This is a genomic window from Legionella sp. PC1000, assembly GCF_014109805.1.
Taxonomy (GTDB): domain Bacteria; phylum Pseudomonadota; class Gammaproteobacteria; order Legionellales; family Legionellaceae; genus Legionella; species Legionella resiliens.
In genome coordinates, this window is the sequence record NZ_CP059400.1 from 3,125,641 (window position 1) to 3,150,769 (window position 25,129).

A 25,129-nucleotide genomic window follows, 5' to 3' on the forward strand; every position below is an offset into this window, starting at 1 on the left:
CTTAGCCCTCAATATGTTCGCAACGTGTTTCGTTTAAACCCAACAGAATAAAAAAAGCAATTAATAAACCTACAGGTAAAATAATTGCGGCATATTGATATGCACTGAGTAGATATACGGGAGTACCGTTTACTATATGCATCCCGCCATGGCTCGTTAATAAATAACTGAACATATTTTGATACACAATATAACCGCCTTGCGTCAATATTGAAATGACACTTACAGCAGTCGCAGTCATTGCAGGAGAACTACTTTCAGCCACTAAAGCATAACTAATCACTTGTGCTGAAGTAAAGAAACCTAACAAGAAAAACAAAAATGCCATTGTACTATAAGAAACCGGGAGGTAAAGCACTGCGAGCAAAGTTAATAAAGATGCAATCACCCCTATTTTCATGGGTAAAACCCGTAACCCCATTCTATCAGATATCCAACCCACCAGAGGCGAACCAATAATCGCCCCCAAAAATAACATGCCATTTACCATGGACGCTTGTGCAGAGCTAATATCTAATCGTTGCACCAGATATAAAGTACCCATCATGGCTCCAAATACAGCGATGGCCATATTCATTAAACTGGCATAGAATGCTGCCCGCAAGTATTGGGTATTTAAATAAGCTTTTTTAGCAGCCGAGATGACATTAATTGGTTTAGCAGCTTGCTTTACTGCAACTTGTGGTCTTTCTTTTATCCAAAAAAACATCACGACCAACATGACGAAACCAAGAATTCCCACATTTTGCACTGCCTGACGCCATCCAACCAAAATAACTAATTGAGTCAATGGATATTGAGCCAACATGCCTCCAGCCATTGCCATGGTCACTATAGCTCCAGTCACCAAAGCCATGCGCTTTGGTGGAAACCAATGAGATGCTAAACGCACTGGGCCCAAGAAACAGAAGGCACTGCCTATGCCCGTAATAAACCGGCAAAATAAAGCCATATAAAATGAATGAGAGTAAGCTAACAGAAAAGTACTGGCAACACACAAAAACATGGCAATTAACAATGTATTTTTAATCGAGAACCGATCAAGCACAAGTCCCGCAACAAAAAGGAACAATACATTAGAAAGATAGTAGATACTTGATAACCAAGCCATTCTATCGGCCTGTATCTGAAAATCTTGCATGATGTTTGCGGCGATGGACGCAAACATATTCCCCTGAATAAACTCATAAAAAAAGAATAAAGTCGCAGCAAAACATACCATCCAGGGCAATAATGACGATTTAATCTCGTTATATCCTTGAAACTCATCCACCACTTGCATTTTTACTCCTCAGCTTTACCGCTTGCAATTTGTTTCGCGGGTTAATAATACGGCGATTAAAGCCAAAACTGTAGTTATAGGGAACATCCACATGGCATATTGAAAATCTGCCACAGAATAAGTTGTCGCTGTCACATCAGCATGATGCGCGATTAACCAACCATAGAGCACCTGTCCTACTCCTCCGCCACCCATAATAATTACTGAGGCAATACCTGTCGAGGCACCTGTGTTTTCAGCAGAATTGCTTTCAGCGATTAAAGGATAGGAAATTACCTGTGTGCTTGTAAAAAAGCCTAAGGCAAAAAATATAATGCTCAAAGTAGTTTGTGATAAAGCCACATCAAGGAATAACGGAATGACTGTGATAAGTGTCGCAATGGCCCCTAATACCATCAGGGGCTTACGTCGACCTTGGGTATCAGATAACCATCCTGCCAAGGGACAGCCTACGACACTACCCATAAAAATTAAACTGACAACATTGCTGGCAGCCATTTCAGGTAAATGATGTACTGCTTGTAGGTAACTAGCACCCCATAAGGCACATAAAACCATAATCGGCAAATTAAGAAAGGAAGTATAAAATCCTGCTAACCAATTTTGTGGATTGGATAACGCCTTGATAAATCCAGAAATTACTTGTTCCTGATTGGTAAATGTTTTCATTGGTGAGTCTTCAGGTTTATCGCTAACCATCCAATAAATCCAAAGCAATAATCCAGCACCTACTGCCCCATCGATTAATAAAGCTTTGCGCCATCCAAATAATTCATGGAGATAAGCAAAAGGAGTATGAGCCATCATGCCACCAACAAAAGCCATAGTCACTAAAGAACCAATGACAAGAGCCTGCCTTCTTGGTGGAAACCAATGTGATACCAATACTACACAGGATAAAAAACAAAATGCATTACCTATTCCTGAAAGAAAATGACAAAATGAAGCGACAATAAATGAATGGGTTAAAGCAAAACCTACTGTGCCTAAAACACAAACAAACATGGCGCTTAAAATCACTGTACGTGTGGAAAAGCGATCCAGGATAATCCCTGCTGGAAGAAGAAATAGGATATCCGCCCACAAATAAGCACTGGACATCCAGCTTAATTGAGTCGCATCAATATGGAAATCCTCTCGCAAGGGTTGATTGATTACATCAAAAATATTGAGCTGGAAAAATTCGTAGAAAAAAAATAGTCCAGCTGACAGGCACACCACCCAGGCCATGAAGTCACCACGGGGCACAAAAGTTCTCGAATCCACTGCAAGAGATTGCGACACAGTTACTCCTTATGGCATAAAAAATTGCGCCCGAGTATATCAAAATTCCAAATGAATTGGTATCTTTATTGAACAAGCCCAGAACCTAAGTACTGAATCTTCTACACACCGCTGAAAACTAGTCCATCCCTACTCCAACTTCCCGCGGCTTGTCCGCGGGATCCAGAGATCTGTGCTAAAACACTGGACCCCGCGGACAAGCCCTGAGCGCAGTACGTAGAGAAATTTAAAGCAGTACGTAGAGAAACTTAAGTGGTACATGATAAATTTAAAAAACTGACGATCGTTCAGGGTCTGTTTACCTGCGGGATCGTCAGTTTTGAGAAACCTCCACTAATTTTTTCGCCTACGTACCCCCCCTTAATTTTTTCGCCTACCTACCGCGCTTTATGCGCGGTATCCAGGGGATCTTGCTCTAGAAATGCTCAGCGGCATCTTAAAATATCGTTCTGGATACCGCGCATAAAGCGCGTTATGTAGGAAAGCAGTACGTAGAGAAACTTAAGTGGTACATGATAAATTTAGAAAACTGACGATCGTTCAGGCACAAGCCGCGGGGAGTAACATAAATGTGATCAGGAGAAAGAACCTAAGTACTACAAACAGAAATTCATTCAAAACAATCCTTTTTCTCTGGTTGTGATTACTCAACTGCCTTACGTACCCTTCCTACAAAAATTCTTTACCCAAACCGGAATACGCATCAATAAATAAGGCTTGTCACCCGAATACACGCGTTGAATAAAGATCATTTTGGAGAACACATCCGGCGAAACCTCATGTACATCGTGCGGCTTGATTGCAAAATAATTTTCTCGGTTATTGTCCAGCAAAGCGCAGAGTTCTTCATTATGAAAAGCAAATTTTCCTCGTCCTCTTGAGTAAAATTGGGCCGAGAATTCAACTTTGAAATCCCAATAAATAAGATAACTTCCTGGAACTGGATGTTGTTTTAGCCATGCGGCAACTACAGACTTTTCCGTTTTGGAAACCGCTTTGGGAACTATATTAAATGCAAGGGTTATCCCCAGGGCAAATACACCAACAATAATTGAAAGTCCTGTGATAAGTTGCTTTGCTTTTGCTGCAACACCAACACGCTCCCAATATTCCACAAAAAACACCGAAAAAGCAGGGAGACTAGGAAAAATATAAGTGTAAATAATGTTCCTGGAAAAAGTAAAAAAGACCAGCGGAATTACCGTACAAAGAAAGAAAAAGCTCAGCCATCCATCTTTGTCGATAAATACTTTACGTGGATTATGTCTGTATTTAATAAACCAAGCAGCGCCTAAGAGACACCAAGGGAAAATACCCACTACTGCATAAACCCAAATCATCCCCCAAAGTTCCTGATGGGCATAACCATACTTATCACCCGTCCATCCTGGCTTTAAAAATCGATTAAAATTCTCACCCACAATAAAATAATTTAAAAAACCAGGCGTGCGTATTTCTGCCCAAATGTACCAGGGAAGCGCAATAATAAGCATCAATAAGACACCTTTTATCCAAGGCAATCTTTCCCATAAATTACGCCATTGATTCCGTAGTAACACCCAAAAAAATATCGGCATGCCTGATAAAACAATAGCAACAGGACCTTTTGCTAATAACCCTAATCCCAAACCTATAAAAAAAATATAAGACCAGAGCTTGTTCCCCTCAACGATTGCCCGCCAAAAAGCAACTAACACTAAAGTAATGCAAAATACTAAAGACGGATCGGTCATTACGGTTCCTGCATCAACAAAAAAATCCAAAGCTCCTGCAAGAACTAAAATTGTGATCGTTGCAATCACAGATCCACTACGCTTTTTAGTTAAATCCCAAATAAGCCACAGTGTTGCCAAAGATAAGAGTAAGCCAGGCAAACGAACCGCAAACTCATTAATCCCAAAAAGTTTCATTGAAAAAGCAGACAACCAGGTAGACAAAGGCGGTTTTGCCCAAAAAGGAACACCGTAATCATGTAACGGAGTCACCCAATTCCCGGTTTCCAACATTTTGCGGGCAATCTCTCCGTAACGTGCCTCAGACACATCGTTTAGAGGGATAAAACACATGGAAATAATACGACAGACAAGCAGAAAGAGTAATGCAAAACGTGCATTATTAAAAAATTGATTATTCAACTGTTTATCGTTTTCAATATTCAAAACAGACCTCGTTAAAAATTTCCCCTCTTGCATTTATGCAAGGCGTATAAAATACATGCGCTTATCCGAGCTATCTTGATGAAGCACTTATCAAAAAATGACAGAATATTACCCATTATTTCAATTAATACAATTTTTTTATGTTTGTTGAGAAAAAAATAAACCAATTTTAATACCCAATAAAGAGATTAACATAATGAATTTTCTTAGGTTTTATTAAAAGACTAAAATGTATAATGAAAATACATGACGAGCGGTTTACTTTAGTTTACACTGAGGCCTTGTAAGACGAACTTACATTATCAATCCATTGGAAATTTGGAGGCTAACATGACGTTTGTACTAAAGGATTTAAGTGAATTAAGAAAACTTTTTGACCATGCCGTTAGTGTCTATTTAAGACGCGAGAAAAAAGGAAAAATTGAAGACCTCCCTGACAGAAGAAAATTCGAACTTCAATTTCTGAGTTCCATCCTCGAAAAATTGGAAGAACAATCAAAAGAACATTCCGTCCCAGCTGCAAATCTTGTGTTTTATGGTGCAATGTACACTACATTACAAGACATCAGAAATAATCGGAAGACCGGGGAATCATTCGGACTAATTTATGATGACCTAATTGATATCATAGGTATCAGTGATGAGGTAAAAGAAGAAGACAAACCTAACTTATATCAAATTGCTAAATTCTATACCGCTTTGAATGCATTCCTGAATCAAGTTTTTATAGAGAACGATTCTCGTAAAGGCTTTGCAAAAAACCATATGTTGACTACTGTTCCAACCGAGAACTTAAGCAAATTGATTCACACCTCTTATCAATTGGAAAATGAAGCTCAGAAAGCAATAGTTGCTTCCTTTACCACTGATGGACAAACTGCCCCCGAACTCAGCAAATACAAAGCATCTAAAAGGTCTCCAGCCTCTGCAACCATTCGATTTGGTGGTTGGGATAAACTCAATGCTGATCTTGATGAGTTAATCAAAGATGAATTGGCAGATAAAAATGTTTCCAAGATTGAAAAATTATCAAAAGAGCGTATCGCTCAACTTCATTTTTTGAACGCCATAAGAAATACCCTGAAAACATCTGCAGTCGAAGAAGAAGAGAAAGTTGCTATCCTCGCTGGAGCCATGCACCTAGTTCGTCAACAGATTATAATTGAGTGTGACAGTTCATATCTTAAGAAAAAGGAAAATTCTGTTATTTTCAAAGGGTTAAACAAGCTTCTTGCGATAGATGTTGTAAGCCAACAAGATGTTGAGTCCTTAGTTACCTCAGCAACTCAATTTATACAATTTATGACAGTAGATCCGAAGCAAAACGGCAAAAAAGCAATTCGTACTAACCATATTTTTTCAACAATTGCAGATTTTAATTTAAAGGCTACTTTTAATTTGTTAATTGACATGATATTCACTCGTCGCACTGCGGCATTAGACGAGGTTGTTGAGGAGTTTAAGAAAGAAACTAAAGCAAAAGAAACTAAAGTGCCTGAAAAAACTAAAGGAGGTTACTTAGCCTCAGCTTTAGGTTATTTTAGATCCAAGAAAGAAGATGATTCAGAAGAGGAAGAAGAGAGCCTAGAGTATAAAAGTGGCACTCCTACAACCAAATAATTCTAGTCATCACGTTTTTTAACTTGACTCTCCGATAAGGCGGCAAATTCTTTTCATTTTCCGCCTTATTTTAATAAGCGCTTCGCTTCAGATAAGCCATTTAAGCTAATTTTTGTTACAATATCATTTTTTCCAATTTGTTTTACCTTCTACTCATGAAAATTAAATTAATTATTAAAGAGATATCGTTCGTCCTAATACTTTTTGTAGTAAGTCAAAGTCTCAGTTTTGCGTTTGGGCATAGCGGGAAGACAGCTAACAACAGCAATAGTATTACCCATTCAAAAAACCAATCTCCAGAGGAGCCCAACGAGAGGAAAAAAGAATCCTCTAGAGCATTGCCTTTTGTACATAAAAAAACGGTATCCATAACCATTGATGATCTCCCGTTTGTTGGAGAGTCTCGAAACTTTCATTTGAATATGATGATCGATACCATGACCAAGGAGCAAATACCGGCTACTGGATTTATTATTGCCAGTGAAGTGCGCAAAAATAACTGGGAAATATTACACAAATTTCGCGATGCCGGTTTCGGATTGGGCAATCACACGCTCACCCATGCCAATTTGAATAAAATGGATACTGAAGAATACATTCAGGAAATTCAAGAAGCAGACAACATTTTACTTCCTGTTTTAACTGAACCTAAATATTTTCGTTATCCTTACTTAGCCATGAGTTCTGGACAAAAAAAAGAAGATATTCTCTGTTATCTTGCACAAAAAAATTATCATGTAGCCCCAATTACTATAGATTCCAAAGATTTTGTCTTTAATCAACGACTGTTATCCGTACCCGAGATAAAGAGACGTGCCTACCTTGAGGAATTGAAGCCCTTTTATCTTGATTTTATTTGGCAACAAACACTTCGAGCTGAAGAACACAATCAATTTCATCAAAATACCGAACAATCGCAAATTTTATTGATCCATGCCAATTTACTCAATGCCTATGTTTTACCCGATCTTATCAACCTGTATAAACAAAATGGATACGAATTTGTTAATTTGGAAGAAGCATTGAAAACCTTTAAATCTCCAACTCAATGTTCTCGACCTCATACACTTGCACAAAACAAAAAACGACATCAGCAACTGAAGGTCGCACGTAATGTAGATATTGAGGCATTTATTGAATGGGATTAAACCTAAAAAAACAGTTGGAGTTGTAGCGAGCAGAGTACTACTGCTTTTTCTAGATTAAAGATAAGCAAAAAACACGAATTGAAAAATGGATACATTGTTGCAGGAACTATTCTATCCGTATTAAACTTTTCTTTTCATATTAAGCTCAAAAGCATAAATTTTGGTAAAATTTTAGTCTTAACCTAAACTAAATATATAGATACTTAAAAACGGATTGCTCTTACAGGGACGGAACTTTGAAATTCATGCCAGCTAAAAAGACAGCGTTCACCTTAATTGAACTTTTGGTGACCTTATTGGTACTTTGCGTCACTTTGGTTATAGCAATTCCCTTCTTAAGCGGTATGCTTATGAATAATCGCCTAATAGCTTATACAGATATGTTTGTGAACGCGCTTAATTATGCGCGCCACAGCGCGCTTAACGGATCAATGAACGTCATAGTTTGCCCCTTCGGGGCACCACAATCCACCACTTGTGGCGGAAGTTGGAACGCCGGATGGATAGTAGCAACCCAACCCACAGTAGGTGCAAGCACCTTATTGAAAAGCCAGCAACTTTCACCTTCAGATCCTGTCCTTTCAGGCAACGTTGCAAATGTAGTCTTTGATTCTCATGGAGTGACTACTACTCCAAGTAATTTTAAATTTTGTGACAGCAGAGGAGGAGCATTTGGACGTTCTGTAGAAGTATTGGCCACTGGATATGTCCAATCAAGTACCACACCCGGACAAGCCGTTTGGGATAACAGTGCGCTTACATGCCCTTAATGGAGGTTATTCATGAATCATTCGGGGAAATACAGCACACAACAAACAGGAATGTCATTAATCGAGGTCCTCGTTGCACTCGTGGTCATGGCCGTTGGCTTGTTAGGCATAGCAGGTATGTTAATCCTGTCAAGTAAAGCAAATAATTCAAGTTATGCCAAACAACAGGCAGTACAAAGTATTTATGACATATTTGACAAAATTCGTGCTAATTCGCAAGCGGCAATTAATGGCAACTACAATATCAGTAATATCAACAGCAGCGGCTCGCCGACTCCACCATCTCCGCCAGGAGTCATGTGCAATCAATCTCCTTGTTCGAGTGCTCAATTAGCGGCATATGATACATGGTATTGGCTTACCCGTGATGTAAGCAAATTGCCAAGGGGCAGCGGTTCCATCACTTCATCTCCTGCCCCTGGGACAGGTGGAAATACACTGATTACTGTAACTGTGCAATGGGATGACAGCCTGGCACAAAATCTTGTGGGTGCAAGCAGCGCTCCTGCTCCTAACCCGAACTATGTCCAACTAATCGTACAAAGCCAATTATGAATAATTATAAAGCACATCAACATGGTTTTTCCTTAGTCGAATTAATGATTGCAGCAGTTATTGGTCTTTTACTCAGTTATGCAGCGATACAAATTTATGTGACCCAAACTCAAATCTATAGAGTGACAAACTCACAATCTCTGATTCAAAGTACAGAAAATGCTATTGCCAATCTAGTCACACCGATTATTCGCTCCGCAGGGTTTATGGGTTGTGGATCACTTAGTACCTCAATCTCTAATTTAAATGGTGGTGGTTCCCCCCCTATTGCCTCACTCAATACTAATTCAACCTTACTCACTGGTTACAATCGAAATGGAGCAACAATTACAATTAGCCAAGGCAATCCTGCTAATGACACCAACTCAGGTAATTGGACACCTTCCTTGGATTCATCATTAGCAGGAAATGTTCAAAATACGAGTGATGTCCTAGTTGTTCTCGGCGCAACTCCTGGCAGTTTTCCTGTCTCAATCACCACGATTGATTCAGGCAGCGACTCCTTTACAGTGCAAAGCATGAGCGGTATTAATCTTGCTGCTGGACGATTCGCTGGGATATCTGATTGTATTAAATCCACTGTTTTTCTTGTGACTAATATAACAGGAACAACGATTAGCCATGGTTCAGGTACAGGACAATATGAAAATTCTTCTTCTACTTTTAGTTCAAACTATCAGGCAGGAGCCCAATTTATTCCGCTTCAACAAACCGCTTTTTTTGTGGGACAAGGACAAGGTGGACAAAGTGCATTGATGCGGGGAATTTTAACCAGTACAGGGTGGACAATCCAACCTCTTGTTCCTGGGGTTTCAGTAATGAAAGTACAATATGGCATAGGAGGGAATGGTTCAATTTCTCAGTATGTCTCTGCCAATGCTGTTCCAAACTGGGCTCAAGTTTATGCAATTCGCCTGGGTTTTTTAATTGAGGGAAAAGTTGCTTCCGGCAATCTGAATACTACTCAATATAATGTATTAGAGACTTCAGTTACCGTCCCAAATGACAATCGACTTCGTCATGTATATGAAATCAATATTGCGTTAAGGAATGCGAGCTCATGAATTTTATTTCTCAAAATACAAAGTCTGCTCTCCCCAACAGCAATGTAATTATTTCCAACTTCGCTGTAGGGAAAGAAGTACATGAAGAAAAGAAATGCGGAGCTTCAGTATGCATGCCAGTACATAAGAACTCCCTAGAAAAAGTAATTTCAGTGCAACAAAAAGGCTATATCTTGTTAGTGACCATGATTTTACTACTTGTTCTTATATCCTTGGCACTTACAGCAATATCAATAAATACAACACAAACACGAATCGCCGCCAATGCTACTGATACCGAAATCAGTTTGGAAAAAACTGAAGGGGCTTTAAATGAAGCGATTAATAAACTACTCAATGGAACCTACACTTCCACAAGTTTCATGCAGAATGGCAATGGATTATACATACTAAATCCTAGTGACCCACCTTTATGGAAGACAGCTAATTGGTCCAGCGCTTCATCAGTAATCCTCAGCTTCCAAGGATATTCCAATTCACAGTCGAGTTACATTATTGAGCAACTACCCTCGATTGTTCAGCCAGGACAAAATATGAAAACACCCACTCGTGTATATCGAATTACTGCACGTTCGGTAGGTGCCAATGGGAATACAATAGTGATGCTACAAAGTACAGTACAAATACAACAATAGGTAAAACGAATGATGAATAATGCACGAAAACACGGATTCACCTTAATTGAAGTAATGATAGCCGTACTTATTATAGGCATACTGGCTACAATTGCCTATCCTTCCTATGTCAGTTTCGTGCTCAAATCACGTCGTTCAGATGCGATGGCCACATTAGCACAAGATCAGATCATTCTGGAACGGTGTTATTCACAAAACTTTTCTTATAACGCTCCTTGTGCCTCGTTACCTCCATTTCCGCAAACATCGGCTCAAGGTTTCTACAGTATAACCTTATCTAATGTAGGAGCTACAACATATACACTCACAGCAACACCAATTGGGAGCCAGGCGGAAGATGAAACCTGTGCCAGCATGACAGTAGATCAATCGAACGCAAAAACCGCAGTAGATTCATCAGGAATTGCACAAACCATTTGTTGGAATCCGACATAATAGGAATCCAGGTACCTAATAAAAAATTTACTTTACAAAGAAAACTCGATTCTCTACTATCCAACTCAACGGAAAGTCCAACTTAAAAATAAAATGGAAATTTTTTGCTTTTTCACAGGCATACTTTATCTATATACCTTTAATCATTCTTTACCCTTAATTACCTTGCTCTTCTTTTTTCTCAGTCCAAAGTATTCCTTAATTCTGTTTTTTATTTTAGGTGTTGCGATGGCAGGAATGCATCAAGCCCTTGTTTCACCCAAAGGAATACCCAATCTCACTCTACTCCCTAAAGTAACCGTGCAAGGAACAATTGCATCGACTCCTAACCAAGATTTTACCAAAACCCAATTTTTATTTGCCCTTGAACGATATAATCATCATCCGGCACAAGGATTAATCCAATTATCCTGGTATACTAATGCACCAAAATTGCATGCAGGACAACGCTGGCAATTCACGGTCAAATTAAAAAAACCTCGGAATTACCTTAATCCTGGAAGTTCAGATTATGTAGGCATGCTTGCCGCACGACATATTCAGTGGACTGGCTATATACTCTCCAAAAACAATCAAGTGTTCCCTGAGGCAGAACCACATTTTAATTGGCTTCTCTTGCGTGAACATTTGGGAGCTAAACTCAGCCAATTAGCACCCAACCAATCCACTGCAGGCGTTGTTGAAGCATTGACTTTAAATTTAACTACCCATATTAGCCAGAAAAATTGGGATCTATTTAGACGTACGGGCACCACCCACCTTTTTGGGATCTCGGGAGAACACATTGCATTGGTATCGGGGATAATTTATTGGCTGGTTCGCTGGCTATGGTCTAAAAGCTCCCGATGTTGTTTGTTTATCCCAGCTCCCTATGTGGCCAGCATGAGTGGTCTTTGGGCTGCTTTATTTTATGCCTTTTTAGCAGGGTTTGCTCCACCGGTACAAAGGGCATTAATCGGGTGTTTCTTTTATACGCTCTACAGCTTGGGGAAACAACGTTTTTCCACTTGGCAAATATGGCGTTATGCCTTATTTGGCGTTTTATGTATTGAACCACATGCCGTATTTATGCAAGGATTTTATTTTTCATTTCTTGCGGTAGCGTGTTTGCTTTTAACTCAACAACGTTGGCGATTAAAGGGTTACAAAGGAAAGTTAGCCTTACAATTAAGCTGCTTAATTGGGCTCATGCCCTTAACCCTATACTGGTATTCTTATGGTTCAATTAACGGCTTTATTGCAAATTTATTTGCTATTCCTCTCGTTGGTCTTTTGATCGTCCCCTTAGCATTAATCACGATGACCCTTTGTTCATGCAGGATTGCTGCTCTTTTAATGAAACTCTTATCGTTGTTGATTGCCTTGTTATTTAAAGGATTGTACTTGGTTGAACATATAGCAATCATGAACATTAATGGGTCTATTTCCCATATTGGGTTGGTTGTTATATTAATGGGGGCTTTGCTGATGTGGGTTCTACTGCCAATTAAACCCTTTCAATGGATTGCACTGTTATGGATACTGCTCCCATTTTTTCCGCCCCGTACTGTATCATCTCCAGGAGAAGCACTGATTGATATTTTGGATGTTGGCCAAGGTTTGGCAATTGTCATTAGAAGCCAACATCATACCCTGATTTATGATACTGGAGATCGATTTTTTCAAGGTAATGATCTAGGGAAAATGGTGATTTTACCCTATCTTAAAACCTTAGGAATAAAAAAAATTGACTTTGTGGTCATTAGCCATCCGGATAAAGATCATCGTGGCGGACTCGACTCGCTTGAAAAAGAAATACCAGTGGATCAGTTATTAGTCAATGATCCACATTACTATGATCATGGTGTGAGATGTCATGATTACCCGCAGTGGGATTGGAATGGTGTTTCTTTTCGTTTCTTGCCGATTACTGCTCACTTTAAGAATAAAAATAATAATTCGTGTATTCTACAAATAAGCACCAAGGCTGGAAAAATATTATTAACAGGGGATATTGAAAAAATAGCAGAAGATTATTTAGTAAAAACTTATGAAGCAGAGCTTGCTTCGGATGTTCTGATTGTCCCTCATCATGGCAGTAAAACCTCGTCTTCTTATCGATTTCTACTTGAAGTTGCGCCACACTATGCCATAGCTTCTTTAGGTTTTGATAATCGTTTTCACTTTCCTCATGCTAAAACTTTGGCAAACATGAAATCATTGAATATCCCCTTTTTTAGAACAGATCAGTGTGGCATGGTACGACTTGCCTTGCCGGCTCAAGGTGAAATAAAAAAACCTATTTGTTTTAGCGGTCTTGATGTAATCTAAGCAAAATGCAGCATGGATACAGTGAACCTATCAATCCTGGATTTTCTCTTCGTTTCACGCGTACGAAAATACTTGCGCTGCAAAAAACTCCCACTAAAATTCAATGCCTGAATTTCGGTCGCACTTTTTTTAAAAAAAGCTATAGTAACTATTGAAATAACTGTTTGAGCGATTCATGTTAACTAAAGAATATTATCAGGCCTTACTTGCTAAAGACTCTAAATATGAAGGTGTATTTTATGTTGGAGTTAAATCGACCGGAATATTTTGTCGACCTACCTGTCCTGCAAAAAAACCAAAATTTGAAAATTGTGAATTCTTTCAAACAATTCAAGAAGCACTCCTTGCTGCATATAGACCGTGTAAGCGCTGCCAGCCGTTGTCCTATCCGAATCAAGCTTCCAATGTAATTCAAAAATTGGTTGCGGCTGTAGAAGCCAACCCTGAAAAGAGATGGAAGGACAGGGATTTTGCAGCATTAGGAGTGGATACATCAACTGCACGCAGGCAATTTAAAAAGCGCTTTGGGATGACCTTTGTTGCTTATGCACGTGCACGAAGAATGGGTATAGCCATGAAACAAATCCGTGAGGGCTCAATAGTGATTGAAACACAACTTAATGTAGGGTACGGATCCAGCAGTGGTTTTCGTGATGCTTTTTCTAAAATAATGGGTGCAGCACCTTCGCAGCTGACAAAACATTCTAAGGTTTTGAAAGCATCCTGGTTCGATTCACCTCTTGGACCAATGCTGGCAGTAGCTGATGAAGAAGCTTTATATCTCTTGGAATTTGTTGATAGAAGAGGCTTGGAGCGTGAAGTAGAGCGGCTGAGAAAGAAGATGAAAGCAGCCATTATCCCAGGAGATCCTTCGCCAATTCGTTCAATTGAAAAAGAGCTTAAAGCATATTTTGCAGGGACTCTAAAACAATTTAGCACCCCAATACAGATGCTGGGCAGTCCTTTTCAAAAAATGGCTTGGCATGCTTTAACACTTATTCCATATGGGGAAACGAGAAGTTACGCTGAACAAGCTCAAGCACTAGGAAAACCCACTGCTTACAGAGCCGTTGCCAATGCTAATGGTGCAAACTCACTTTCGCTAATTGTTCCTTGTCACCGAATCATTAATTCCAGTGGCAATTTAGGTGGTTATGGCGGAGGGATAGCTCGTAAGCAATGGCTTATTGAACATGAACAGAAAAATAAGTAAATACGTCACTCATTCACTAAGTGGCCTCGATGAAGCTTAGCGAAACTGGGGAAATAATATCCACGCTTCACTATGCCTCTACCAGGCTACCCCAAACTAGGAGCGTCCACCAAAAAGTTTGGTCAATGAAAGAGTAAAAGAAAATGGAGATGGATTAAAGCCACTGTTTTCTTCCGAATCATGACTTACTCCTTTCTCTTCTACATATTTTTCTTCTTTTTCTTTTTCATCTTTACCACGTAATGAGGGTTTTGGTGTTGGAGTAAAAGCAGATAAACGAGTAGGTTGATTCTGTAGCTCCAAATTAGGAGCATATGCTTTAGGAAGTAGGTTTCGCTTGACTAATTCTTTGATAAACGTATCGCGGACAATTAATTCATTTTTATTTAGCGTTATCGTGAAGTCATCCACCGGGACACCTTCTTTTTCTAAGGCAATTTTAAATTGTTCAAAGGCCTTTTTCAGTGTCTGAATAAGTTCCCGAATTTCTTTTTCATCTAATAAAAGGCTGGGTTTAGGACGAATCGTTATTACTCCTCGCTTACTGTCATGACTAAACAATAAAAACTCAGCCATTTCTTCCAAATCAAATAAGTCGAGTTTTAAGGAGTCTTGCACAGTTACTTCTGCATCTGCATACAAATCCAATGGCATGCTCTCGAAAGCCTCTTTATTGTTCATACTCATACTGTGTTGTGCAGATGTTTTGCTTTGAGTTTCAAGGAGATTGTCGCTATTTGAGCCACTGCCACTGCCACCGCCACCGCCTGATCCACCAGGTCCTTTGCACTTGCACACAGGAAGTTTGGCGGCCTTACATAGACCGCAAGGATTTTTTTCTATGAGGGCTTGTATGTCATCTGGTGCAGCTTCTTGCGCTGCATGTTGTAAATCGGGCATCTATCCACCAGTCACTTATCATAATGCTAAAGAATTTATAATAGCAGCAGGCATATCACCTTTAGACATCCGAAACTATTATTTACATTTTCTTAACCATTTATTTCTTCTATAGACACTGCGCTTTCCACCGAACCATGATTAAGAGTGCAGAACGTACCTCTCTTTATTTCAAAAATCCGATATAAGTTCAACGGTAATAATAACGAATGCAAAACAAAAATCGGATAAAGGTTACTCCCAAGAGCATAAAGAATAAATGCTACATTGGAGCAGATTGCGAGAAGACGTAATGTCAAAATCCTTTTGACATAGAAAGTCGCTAAAACCAGGCAACAGGCAACATAGCCAATAATTTCGATCGTTGATTCCATTTCAACTCCCAACTTTACAATCCATTCCTATTCAACATACACCTAGTATGCGAGACTCGCAAGTAGCCTTGGAATTGGAATTCGATAAAACGAAGCAAAATATGCTTATAAAATAAGCAATAAATAAGTCAGTTAGATTTCTTGGTTTTTCTGCTCAGAACGATGAAGGTAATGGGGTTACTGAAGAAGGGAGCGAGGATATGTAAATTCGTTCATTTACAAAAGTAATTGATTCTCGCTCAAATGTTGTTTTTATTGCGGAAAGCACCTCATCTCGTACGGTTGCTAAATCATTTTTTGACCAATACAATACTTTAAGCTCAATGCAAAAAAATAGCCGAATAGGAGTAGAAATAAAGCAAAAGCAAAACGCTCCCAATCCAGATGTTTCAGATATTCCAATGTGTTGTTCATAGGGAAACCTAAAGTCGCCGAAAACCATCAAATAGTATCAATTTTTACCCATAGATACTATCAACCTGTGGTAATCTTTTGAGATGAGCGTCTTAGGATAACCCGACTGTTTTTTACTTATTATGCATTTTAAAAAAACCGCAGACTCAGGCCACAAGTTTAAAAAAACATTACTTAATTAATAACAGGAATCTTGATACCAGCAATGTCCATATTGATTACATACACGAACAGATTGACACTCAGGATAGTAATAATCGTTGTAGTAAGGAACTCCAATGACAACACCAGGTCCCACCCAACCGCCGCCCCAGCCCCCATAATAGCCGCCGCGCCAACCACCGCCATGATAATAGCCGCCATGCCAGCCGCCACCATGATAATAACCACCGTGCCAGCCGCCATGCGCAAAACTTGCTCCAGCAGTAAATAGGCCAAGAGCAAAAACTACTGCACGCATCATACTACTCATAGAATTTCTGCTCATAATAATTTCCTATTTTCTAATAATTTATAGTTTAATTATATCGTAAATTCGCTTTAAAAATAGTGGGTTTGTTGATTTTTTGTAACCTTTAACTCTATATTTGAAATACCTCTAATAAAGAGAAATAATAAGTTCCTCTTTCATATTTAGGGCAATTAATGCAGCTTACTCAATTTACTGATTATTCATTACGCGCTTTAATTTATATTGCGATAAAACAAAATACATGCACCATTAATGACATTGCTACAGCCTATGCAATTTCACACAATCATCTAATAAAAATCATCCATAATTTATCTAAATTAGGAATTGTTAAAACAATTAGAGGAAAAAATGGCGGCATTATCATGGCTGAAAATCCCGCGGAAATTAATCTCAAAACACTTGTTTTGCAGCTTGAACCTCACTTTGATTTAGTACCTTGTTTTAATAAAGAAGCAAATTGTTGCATCGCCCCAATCTGTAAATTACGAAAAATTCTCATTGATGCACAAAGTGCCTTTTTTGCGATCTTGGAACAATTTAGCTTGGCAGATATTATTCAAAACAAAGTGGAACTCTACCCATTACTCAATCTTGCTCCTAAAGGAGAAAATCTCGATGCACAAAATAAAAATCAAGCGAATTTATGAAAAACCTGATTACGCAGACGGGTATAGGATATTGGTTGATAAGTTATGGCCTCGCGGAATTAAGAAAGAGACAGCTGCTATAGACTTATGGCTCAAAGAAATTGCCCCAAGCACTGCATTACGCCAATGGTTTAATCATGAACCTGATAAATGGCAAGAGTTTCAAAAACGCTATGCTCAAGAACTCACAGAGAAACAAGAACAACTCGCAACGATTACTTCTCAAGCAAAAAGTCAGACTGTAACTTTGTTATACAGTGCTCAAGATGCAAAACACAATAATGCTCAGGCCTTACTTGAGTTAATTCATGCAGAAAAAAATAATTAGAATTGGTACTATTTTAAAGTTGTATTTAAAATGAAACTTTATTATCATTATCTCACTTGTATCAGCGGGTAGTAGTGATATGACTGAGCTGAATAAAACACATATCGAAAAGCTTGTGACTCATTTTTACCGAAAAGTACAAAAAGATGAGATCCTTGGCCCAATTTTCAATGATACAGCACAGGTTGATTGGGATGAACATATCCCCTTGCTTTGCCAATTTTGGAATAGCATTATGTTGAAAACTCATGAGTATCACGGTAATGCTTATCAAAAACATATCCTATTAAAACAACTCGCCCAAATTGAGGAAGCACATTTTGTCCGTTGGCTTAATTTATTCCAGGAAGAAGCGGTAAATCATTTGCCTATGAATGCTGCCAAGGACATTTTTCAAAAAGCCTCCTTCATCGCAGAATCTTTAAAATATGGGATGTTAGGCCAAGGAAAAAGAGTTAATGAATATGATTAAACCACTAACTCGTGATATCCTCATTACCTTAATTATTAAGTTTAGCTTATTGATTTTATTATGGATAATTTGTTTTAAGGATGTGGAAAGATCACATCAAAGCAATGAACAATGGCTGTTAGGTACAAGTCAACAAAAGGAATATATTCTTCCTAAAGAAAAATGAACAGAAAATCCCCAATACTTTCTTATAGATAAGCAGGGCGATTGAGCAAAATTTTATCAACACAGTATATGACATGTGAGGTGAGCAATGATTCCTGGTAGTGATCTGGTCGATCTTTCCCGTTTACAATTTGCTCTAACAGCGCTTTATCATTTCCTTTTTGTCCCACTGACATTGGGCTTATCGCTAATTTTAGCGATAATGGAAACAATCTATGTAATGACAGGCCGAGATATTTGGCGACAGATGGTCAAATATTGGGGAATTCTCTTTGGTATTAATTTCGTTTTAGGTGTAGCTACCGGTCTGACTATGGAGTTCCAATTTGGTACCAATTGGGCCTATTACTCCCACTATGTTGGCGATGTTTTTGGTGCCCCACTGGCTCTTGAAGGACTTATGGCTTTCTTTTTAGAAGCTACCTTTGTCGGTTTGTTTTTTTTCGGCTGGGACAGATTAAGTCGCTTTCAACATATGTGTTGTACCTGGTTACTTGCTTTAGGTACAAATCTTTCTGCATTATGGATTTTGATTGCTAATGGTTGGATGCAAAATCCAGTTGGAGCAGAGTTTAACTTCCACACGATGCGGATGGAGGTTACCGATTTTGTTGCAGTGATGTTTAATCCGGTCGCTCAAGCCAAATTTGTTCATACTATTAGTGCTGGTTACGTCACAGGGTCAATTTTTGTCTTATCCATTAGCGCTTACTTTTTATTACGGGGCAGAAACATCCAATTTGCCAAGCGCTCTATAACTGTGGCTGCAAGCTTTGGACTTGCATCTGCTTTAGCTGTAGTCGTATTAGGCGATGAAAGCGGTTATCTTGATAATCAAAATCAAAAAATGAAATTCGCAGCAATCGAAGCCATGTGGCATACCGAAAAAGCCCCAGCAAGTCTTACAGTTTTTGGTATTCCTAATGAAGAAACAATGAAAACTGATTATGAAATAGAAATCCCTTATGCATTGGGATTAATCGCAACACGCGCATTCACGGAGCCCCTACAGGGTATTTCTGAATTGATTGAACAAGGGAAAGAACGAATCAAAGAGGGTATGCTTGCTTATGAAGCATTAACACGATTACAAAAAAATCCTAATGACGAGCAAGCAAAAGCTGATTTTACCGCACACAATAAATATTTAGGTTACGGTCTACTCTTGAAGAAATACACTGAAAATGTAGTTGATGCAACTGAAGATCAAATTAATCAGGCAGCCCATGATCTAAAGCCTCGAGTCACTCCTTTATTTTTCTCATTCCGTATCATGGTTGCTTGCGGATTCTTCTTCGTTTTCTTATTTGCAACAGGCTTCTACCTGTCCATGAAACGTAAATTACACACTACCCGTTGGTATTTGCGAATGGCATTCTATTCACTGCCACTACCTTGGATCGCCGCAGAGTTAGGTTGGGTAGTGGCAGAATACGGACGTCAACCATGGGTAGTCCAGGATATCTTACCTACCGCGATGGGTACATCCAGCATAAGCACTACTCAAGTATTAACATCCATAAGCGGATTCATTCTCTTTTACACAATTCTTGCCATAGTTGAAATTTTCTTGATGGTAAAATACATCCGTCTTGGCCCTGATAATATGGCGCACTAGGAGATTCATTATGCCTTTGGACTATGAAACATTACGAATTATATGGTGGATCCTGCTCGGTGTATTGCTCATTGGTTTTGCAGTCATGGATGGTTTTGACCTGGGTGTTGCTATGTGGCTGCCCTGGCTTGCAAAAACAGATATAGAACGACGCATATTAATTAATAGCATCGGTCCAACCTGGGAAGGAAATCAAGTCTGGTTTATTCTCGGTGGTGGCGCTATCTTTGCTGCCTGGCCAGCCTTATATGCCCTCTCCTTCTCGGGTTTTTATTTTGCGATGCTCCTGGTTTTGTTGGCGCTCATCTTGCGTCCTGTTGGTTTTAAGTACCGTTCAAAATTAGAAAATCCTCGATGGCGCTCATTTTGGGATTATGCTTTATTTGTTGGTGGCTTTGTACCTGCACTTATTTTTGGCGTGGCTATTGGCAATGTATTACAAGGTGTTCCTTTTCATTTTGATGAATATTTGCGACCCTTCTACACAGGCAGCTTCCTTGATTTACTGAATCCTTTTGCCCTGCTGTGTGGTTTGTTGTCTGTGTTGATGCTTGCCATGCATGGTGCTTTTTTTCTTAACTTAAGAACCGAAGATCGCATTCAAAAGCGAGCCAGAACTGCAGGAAAAGTATCTGCCCTACTGAGTTTATTGATTTTTATAGGCGCTGGAATTTGGCTTCATTATGGTATTGATGGTTACAGTGTGACAGGAGTTTTAGCTCATGATGGTCCATCAAACCCGCATTACAAGTCAGCAATTCGACTAACAGATGCTTGGTTTTCCAACTACCGCGCTCTGCCCATAACTTTATTTGCTCCAGGAATCGGCATGATTGCGGCATTATTAGCATTAATTACTGCAAAACATGTTAAGACAGCTTTTCTTTGCAGCGCCCTTTCAGTAGCTGGCATTATCGCTACTGTAGGTGTCAGTATGTTTCCATTTATACTGCCCTCTTCGACTAATCCTGGACAAAGCTTACTGGTCTGGGATAGTTCTTCAAGTCAGTTAACTTTGTTTATCATGTTAGTAGGAACCGTTATTTTATTACCGTTCATTTTGCTTTATACCGCATGGGTTTATCATGTATTGCGAGGAAAAATAACTGAACAAACAATTACTAAAAACCAAGATACAGCTTATTAGGAGGTGTTTATGTGGTATTTTTCCTGGATTTTGGGTACCGGCCTGGCCTGTTGTTTTGCGATCTTAAATGCAATGTGGCTTGAACTGGACGACTCGAAAAATGAGTCAAAGTAAGTTAGGCACTTGGTGCTATCTGTTAGTGACACGTTAAGAATCTTGGGAAACGTCAGAGTTGAGTGCAAGTTGGATGAAAATGATTCTCCAAAGCATGCAGCCATCCTATAATCCTACCCAACGAATAAATTCATTGTGAGCATTTAAATTAACTGATGAGTTTCCTTCAAAATAAACAGTGAAACTGTTCGCAAGGGAATTGTCTCTGACTAAATTGCCATTGATTTTGACTGCCTTGATTTTACCTAAATTGACAAACTGCATTTGCGTCTCATAATAACCGCCCCGGACTACTTTTAGAACCGGTATTACAAAACGAATGGCATTAATACCTTCTTCTTGACCTGTACTATCTGAATTAGTGTGATGAGACAAATAAAAAAGCTCTTGAGCATTCAGTGCAATGTATTCTGCATTATTAATCTGACGTCGTAACATTCGTGTCAATGGGGCTGTCGTATGAAATACCCGTTCATATGTATCTGCCGAAATGACTGTAACCGGTTTAGTTTCTGCATGTTTACTGCCTTTATATCCACTACCTACAAATAAAATAGCATCACGTTGTTCATCAGGTGCAGTATCAGGTACTTGTATGGTCAAGGAATTCGTATATTGAGGCGTGGAATTTTTATCACAATTTAAAAATTTTGATTTAGCAAACCATGTATCGCTAGGATAATAAATGACTAATAAAGATTTATCTTTTATGATATTAATAATTGCTTGAGAGTTCACCAAAGGAAGTGCTGGACATCCCCAGCTTCGTCCAGGTCTTCCATATCTTTTAATAAAGTCTTCTTCTACATACCACCCAGAATGCATTACCACGGCGCGTCCAGATGCATTATCGTTAAAATTACGGTCCAAACCATCTAAACGTAATGAAAGACCATCTCGACCATAATAAGCTTGTTGTGTTTGATAAACCCCAATACTACTTGCTTTGCTGTTGTGTTTATTAGAAAAGAAATTGGTCAATAAAGCACCGGATTTGATGCCATGCGACACATAAGTATGAAACAATAATTTTTTGGCTTTTAAATCAAACACCCAGAAACGTTTTTCGTTTGAAGGTAAAGAATAATCGATAATCGTTAAAATATGATTATGTTCCACATTATATTCAGTAGCACACCTAAGAGTAGAGAGTACCTTGTCGATCACGAGCGGATTTAATTGAGGTGCTTCATGAGTTAACAGCATTTTAATAACATTTAATGATTGGTCATTAATTTGTTCTGGCTCTGAAAAGGGGGTGATTTCGCTGATGAAACGAATATCACTCTTAATTGCTTGTGTATGGGGAAACTCCAATGGCAATTGTGGAAAAGAGGTTACAGTTACTGCTAAAAATAATAGCAGAAGAGCACTCATGATTTGTCCTTTTTTCTAGTTGTTCAAATCCTGTATTTTTAATATAGCTCAAATTTTTTAATACAACGGATAATTTTAAGAGATAAGAAATGATTTATTTTTAAATAGTCTGGATATTTTAAGAACGATGGGCTTTGCAGCCCAAACTCAATTGATTACATTGTTTTTACTTGAGACTCTTGCGCCCTTTCCTGATTTGGCTCATATTTGTAACAAATACTCGTTAATGCATTGGCGAAATACAACGCAGCATTTCCTGCACTCTCAGCGAGCGACTTCGAAGAGCAACCTAATGTCGCTGCAGCATAAACCGTGCCCAAACCCATAATATTAAAAGCGGCATTTCCTATACTGGTCAATGCATTGTCATTTTCACTGAAGGTAACTACATTAAGCGCAAGCGCTGCTACCTCAAAACCATTTTCCCAAACAGTTTCCGGATCAGAAAACATCCTGTACGCGGTCATCATGAGAAATAGTCCGTTTGTCGCTTGCATGGCTGCACGCCATTTATTTTCCTTATTAAAAAAACCTGGCATTTTTAATCCTCCTGGAAGTAGTTAGGTTTGATCGAACTTTAAACATGGCGTCCAGAAAAATCAAGCACTTTATTAAATTGATTATTCAGGAAATTCAAAAACACAGGTAATCTGGAATATATCTATGAATTTTTTCAGAAATAAAATATCAAACAATTAAAAACAAGCTAAAATGGATTGTTCTTCATTGAGTACTTTTTCATTCGTTTGCTCTCTAAGAGGTAGCGGTTTTGCGGCAAACAAATGAGATAAATTGTTCATTAACAAACGCACGGCACGCTTGTTCGGATGAATGTGATTTTGTTTTTCTCGGCGTATCTGCTGTTCCTCTGCAATAAATTGGCTTTTTATTTGAACCTTAATCGAATCATTCAAATTTGGAATAAGTTCAATTTGGCGTATTCCCCCATCCACAATATTTTGATACTCCCCTACTAATCCATCCACTTTAATTTTCCAAGCAGCGGCATCATCAATCATCTTTGCAGTTCTCGTTTTAAAGAAGGAAAAGTACTGGGCGAGGAAATTAGAAATTTTCACGAAAAAACCATCATGTAGTTTGATGAATGCGCTCAAGGTTTGGCTCTTCGCCTGAAGATCCCGCAGAAAAGATGAATTTTCTTTTACAGTAGCAAGTAGCCTAGAACTAGCTTGCACCGATTCTTTCATTATCTCATTTGCCTTTTGTAACAAAGCGAGTCGTTCAGAACCTTCTTGTGCAATCAATAGTTTTAACGCTTCGTCTTGATTAAAAAAACGATTATTTATGGCAGTAATCTGGTGCTCTTTTTTCTTTAGCTTTTCTCGTAAGTCCAGCAAACATGTATTTGCCAGATTTTTAAGTTCCGCTTTGCAGGTGCTATCCAGGGTAGCTGGGAGAGTGGAGGCAATCATGCTTTGCAATACTTGGGGTGTGGTAGTGCGATAAACAACCTTTATTGGTGAAGTCACCCAGCTCACTCGCTGAAGTACTTCTGAAGAAAGATCGGGAGATTCAACAATGTTTTTTAATTGCTTTATTTTTTCAAGTAATTGTTGTTTTGGGTCTTCTTCGGCAGTTTCTAAAAGAACTTGAAATAACTGCGCATGTTCTTCTATAAAATCTAAAAAATCTTTTCTTGCAGTGATTTTCTTATCATTTTCTTCTGCAAATAAAAGTAGTTTATTTACTGCTTCTATTTTGGCTTCTAAATCTGCCTTTTTGCTCCGCTGTTCAATAAGACTGAAAATACCTGATGAAACTTTTTCTATATCTGCTTCAAGTGCATTAAGGCTTTCATGAATGGTTCGTTTTACAGTTTTCTCTGGCAGATGAAATTTGGGCACAGCAGGAGCAGGGCGCTTGGTATTATGTAACCCTCTTTGAAGTTTTGCGCTGTTCACAGGCTTAATACCTAATACTTTAAGATAACGTTCACTCAAGAGATCTTTAAAAGGTTTTAAAGGATCAGGTACAGTATCGTTCGTCATTTTTGCTGATTGCCCTGCCTTTAACTGTTCCATTCTTTTTTCTACTTGGAGTAAAAAAAGATCTATCTTAGGTTTGATTTGTCCAAGATCTACAAGAAGAGAAACTACAATTTGCGCTTTCCAATTCCCCTCTATTTGGGCAATTGCTAGTTTGATAATATGGAACAACATATAGGAGGACAGAAGAAATGTTTTATATTGATTTTTATCGGTAAAAGGAATACTGTCCAAAGTGATTAATTTCTCAATATCTCCAAGTAGAGCAAAAATATTACCTGCGGTATTATCTTTCCAGTTATCATATAAAGTGGATATAACCTCGCTGGAGTGGGTCAGTAATGCTAATTCTTTATCAGCATCCTCAGGCAGTTGTGCAATTGCTTCATCGATAAACAGCTTGACAAAAACGGCTGTTCCCCATGGGCGTGCATTATATTGATCAAAGTCGTTATATTTTGTCTGCGCATTCGCTTTGATGGCTTCAAGATTATCTACTGAATTAACGTAATTGCTAATAAGCAAAGCTGAGTTCAGCGCGTTTTGTTCTGCATAGAATCTGGTCCCACGCCATCGTTTGAAACGTTCCTCTTTACTCAGCATAGTGAGTCCAACGA

26 protein-coding genes are annotated in these 25,129 nt (G+C 38.7%); 16 read left to right on the forward strand and 10 right to left on the reverse strand.

Annotated features, from left to right (window positions below; translation table 11 throughout):
• Position 1 precedes the first annotated feature (1 nt).
• From FOLKNPGA_RS13650 to FOLKNPGA_RS13660, 3 genes are all read right to left on the reverse strand, one after another.
• The gene (locus FOLKNPGA_RS13650; RefSeq protein WP_182350417.1) at positions 2–1,282 is read right to left on the reverse strand and encodes an MFS transporter; all 1,281 of its coding nucleotides are present in this window, start codon (positions 1,280–1,282) and stop codon (positions 2–4) included.
• A gap of 15 nt (positions 1,283–1,297) precedes the next feature.
• Positions 1,298–2,566 carry an MFS transporter gene (locus FOLKNPGA_RS13655; protein ID WP_182350418.1) on the reverse strand — a complete coding sequence of 423 codons (1,269 nt, stop codon included), beginning with the start codon at positions 2,564–2,566 and terminating at the stop codon, positions 1,298–1,300.
• 656 nt (positions 2,567–3,222) lie between these two features.
• The gene (locus tag FOLKNPGA_RS13660; RefSeq protein ID WP_182350419.1) at positions 3,223–4,725 is read right to left on the reverse strand and encodes a glycosyltransferase family 39 protein; all 1,503 of its coding nucleotides are present in this window, start codon (positions 4,723–4,725) and stop codon (positions 3,223–3,225) included.
• Between the two features lie 330 nt (positions 4,726–5,055).
• On the opposite strand from FOLKNPGA_RS13660, the gene FOLKNPGA_RS13665 reads away from it, so the two are divergent.
• The 9 genes from FOLKNPGA_RS13665 to FOLKNPGA_RS13705 all read left to right on the forward strand — a co-directional run bounded on the left by FOLKNPGA_RS13665 (position 5,056) and on the right by FOLKNPGA_RS13705 (position 14,475).
• The gene (locus FOLKNPGA_RS13665; RefSeq protein ID WP_182350420.1) at positions 5,056–6,345 is read left to right on the forward strand and encodes a hypothetical protein; all 1,290 of its coding nucleotides are present in this window, start codon (positions 5,056–5,058) and stop codon (positions 6,343–6,345) included.
• 155 nt (positions 6,346–6,500) lie between these two features.
• Positions 6,501–7,493, forward strand: coding sequence for a polysaccharide deacetylase family protein (locus FOLKNPGA_RS13670; RefSeq protein WP_232891287.1), 993 nt, complete (start codon positions 6,501–6,503; stop codon positions 7,491–7,493).
• A gap of 245 nt (positions 7,494–7,738) precedes the next feature.
• Positions 7,739–8,263, forward strand: coding sequence for a GspH/FimT family protein (locus FOLKNPGA_RS13675; protein WP_182350421.1), 525 nt, complete (start codon positions 7,739–7,741; stop codon positions 8,261–8,263).
• A 12-nt stretch (positions 8,264–8,275) separates the two neighbouring features.
• Positions 8,276–8,818, forward strand: a complete 543-nt coding sequence (gene pilV, locus FOLKNPGA_RS13680; protein WP_182350422.1) for a type IV pilus modification protein PilV — start codon at positions 8,276–8,278, stop codon at positions 8,816–8,818.
• On the forward strand, positions 8,815–9,882 hold the full coding sequence (locus FOLKNPGA_RS13685; RefSeq protein WP_182350423.1) for a PilW family protein: 1,068 nt from the start codon (positions 8,815–8,817) through the stop codon (positions 9,880–9,882). Before pilV ends, FOLKNPGA_RS13685 begins: the two co-directional genes overlap by 4 nt.
• Before the next feature lie 113 nt (positions 9,883–9,995).
• On the forward strand, positions 9,996–10,517 hold the full coding sequence (locus FOLKNPGA_RS13690) for a pilus assembly protein (protein WP_232891309.1): 522 nt from the start codon (positions 9,996–9,998) through the stop codon (positions 10,515–10,517).
• Positions 10,518–10,526: 9 nt separating this feature from the next.
• On the forward strand, positions 10,527–10,952 hold the full coding sequence (locus tag FOLKNPGA_RS13695) for a type IV pilin protein (protein ID WP_182350425.1): 426 nt from the start codon (positions 10,527–10,529) through the stop codon (positions 10,950–10,952).
• Positions 10,953–11,045: 93 nt separating this feature from the next.
• The gene (locus tag FOLKNPGA_RS13700; RefSeq protein ID WP_182350426.1) at positions 11,046–13,262 is read left to right on the forward strand and encodes a DNA internalization-related competence protein ComEC/Rec2; all 2,217 of its coding nucleotides are present in this window, start codon (positions 11,046–11,048) and stop codon (positions 13,260–13,262) included.
• A 175-nt stretch (positions 13,263–13,437) separates the two neighbouring features.
• Positions 13,438–14,475, forward strand: a complete 1,038-nt coding sequence (locus tag FOLKNPGA_RS13705) for a bifunctional transcriptional activator/DNA repair enzyme AdaA (protein WP_182350427.1) — start codon at positions 13,438–13,440, stop codon at positions 14,473–14,475.
• 96 nt (positions 14,476–14,571) lie between these two features.
• On the opposite strand, the gene FOLKNPGA_RS13710 is transcribed toward FOLKNPGA_RS13705, so the two are convergent.
• The 4 genes from FOLKNPGA_RS13710 to FOLKNPGA_RS13720 form a co-directional block, all read right to left on the reverse strand.
• On the reverse strand, positions 14,572–15,375 hold the full coding sequence (locus FOLKNPGA_RS13710) for a hypothetical protein (RefSeq protein WP_182350428.1): 804 nt from the start codon (positions 15,373–15,375) through the stop codon (positions 14,572–14,574).
• A 92-nt stretch (positions 15,376–15,467) separates the two neighbouring features.
• Positions 15,468–15,749 carry a hypothetical protein gene (locus FOLKNPGA_RS13715; protein ID WP_182350429.1) on the reverse strand — a complete coding sequence of 94 codons (282 nt, stop codon included), beginning with the start codon at positions 15,747–15,749 and terminating at the stop codon, positions 15,468–15,470.
• A 285-nt stretch (positions 15,750–16,034) separates the two neighbouring features.
• Positions 16,035–16,163: a hypothetical protein gene (locus tag FOLKNPGA_RS19030; protein ID WP_255465984.1), complete on the reverse strand. Its 129-nt coding sequence runs from the start codon at positions 16,161–16,163 to the stop codon at positions 16,035–16,037.
• Positions 16,164–16,341: 178 nt separating this feature from the next.
• Positions 16,342–16,650: a hypothetical protein gene (locus FOLKNPGA_RS13720; RefSeq protein ID WP_182350430.1), complete on the reverse strand. Its 309-nt coding sequence runs from the start codon at positions 16,648–16,650 to the stop codon at positions 16,342–16,344.
• 158 nt (positions 16,651–16,808) lie between these two features.
• Between FOLKNPGA_RS13720 and FOLKNPGA_RS13725 the strand changes: the two genes are divergently transcribed.
• The 7 genes from FOLKNPGA_RS13725 (at position 16,809) to cydX (ending at position 21,129) form a co-directional block, all read left to right on the forward strand.
• On the forward strand, positions 16,809–17,285 hold the full coding sequence (locus tag FOLKNPGA_RS13725; RefSeq protein ID WP_182350431.1) for an Rrf2 family transcriptional regulator: 477 nt from the start codon (positions 16,809–16,811) through the stop codon (positions 17,283–17,285).
• The gene (locus tag FOLKNPGA_RS13730; protein WP_182350432.1) at positions 17,254–17,613 is read left to right on the forward strand and encodes a DUF488 domain-containing protein; all 360 of its coding nucleotides are present in this window, start codon (positions 17,254–17,256) and stop codon (positions 17,611–17,613) included. Before FOLKNPGA_RS13725 ends, FOLKNPGA_RS13730 begins: the two co-directional genes overlap by 32 nt.
• Before the next feature lie 79 nt (positions 17,614–17,692).
• Complete coding sequence (locus tag FOLKNPGA_RS13735; protein ID WP_182350433.1) at positions 17,693–18,085, forward strand: group III truncated hemoglobin; 393 nt, start codon at positions 17,693–17,695, stop codon at positions 18,083–18,085.
• Positions 18,072–18,251, forward strand: coding sequence for a cytochrome oxidase putative small subunit CydP (cydP, locus tag FOLKNPGA_RS13740; RefSeq protein ID WP_182352905.1), 180 nt, complete (start codon positions 18,072–18,074; stop codon positions 18,249–18,251). The genes FOLKNPGA_RS13735 and cydP overlap by 14 nt, the downstream gene beginning before the upstream one ends.
• Before the next feature lie 87 nt (positions 18,252–18,338).
• Positions 18,339–19,868: a cytochrome ubiquinol oxidase subunit I gene (locus tag FOLKNPGA_RS13745; protein WP_182350434.1), complete on the forward strand. Its 1,530-nt coding sequence runs from the start codon at positions 18,339–18,341 to the stop codon at positions 19,866–19,868.
• A 10-nt stretch (positions 19,869–19,878) separates the two neighbouring features.
• Positions 19,879–21,015: a cytochrome d ubiquinol oxidase subunit II gene (gene cydB / locus FOLKNPGA_RS13750; protein WP_182350435.1), complete on the forward strand. Its 1,137-nt coding sequence runs from the start codon at positions 19,879–19,881 to the stop codon at positions 21,013–21,015.
• A 9-nt stretch (positions 21,016–21,024) separates the two neighbouring features.
• The gene (gene cydX, locus FOLKNPGA_RS13755; RefSeq protein WP_058460063.1) at positions 21,025–21,129 is read left to right on the forward strand and encodes a cytochrome bd-I oxidase subunit CydX; all 105 of its coding nucleotides are present in this window, start codon (positions 21,025–21,027) and stop codon (positions 21,127–21,129) included.
• A 105-nt stretch (positions 21,130–21,234) separates the two neighbouring features.
• Here the strand turns inward: cydX and FOLKNPGA_RS13760 are convergent, their stop codons facing one another.
• The 3 genes from FOLKNPGA_RS13760 to FOLKNPGA_RS13770 all read right to left on the reverse strand — a co-directional run bounded on the left by FOLKNPGA_RS13760 (position 21,235) and on the right by FOLKNPGA_RS13770 (position 25,115).
• Positions 21,235–22,506, reverse strand: a complete 1,272-nt coding sequence (locus FOLKNPGA_RS13760; RefSeq protein ID WP_182350436.1) for a murein L,D-transpeptidase catalytic domain family protein — start codon at positions 22,504–22,506, stop codon at positions 21,235–21,237.
• Between the two features lie 155 nt (positions 22,507–22,661).
• Entirely contained in the window at positions 22,662–23,045 is a 384-nt protein-coding gene (locus FOLKNPGA_RS13765; RefSeq protein ID WP_182350437.1) for a hypothetical protein, read from the reverse strand.
• A 156-nt stretch (positions 23,046–23,201) separates the two neighbouring features.
• A complete protein-coding gene (locus tag FOLKNPGA_RS13770) occupies positions 23,202–25,115 on the reverse strand; it encodes a hypothetical protein (protein ID WP_182350438.1) in 1,914 nt (637 codons plus the stop codon).
• Between the last annotated feature and the right edge of the window lie 14 nt (positions 25,116–25,129).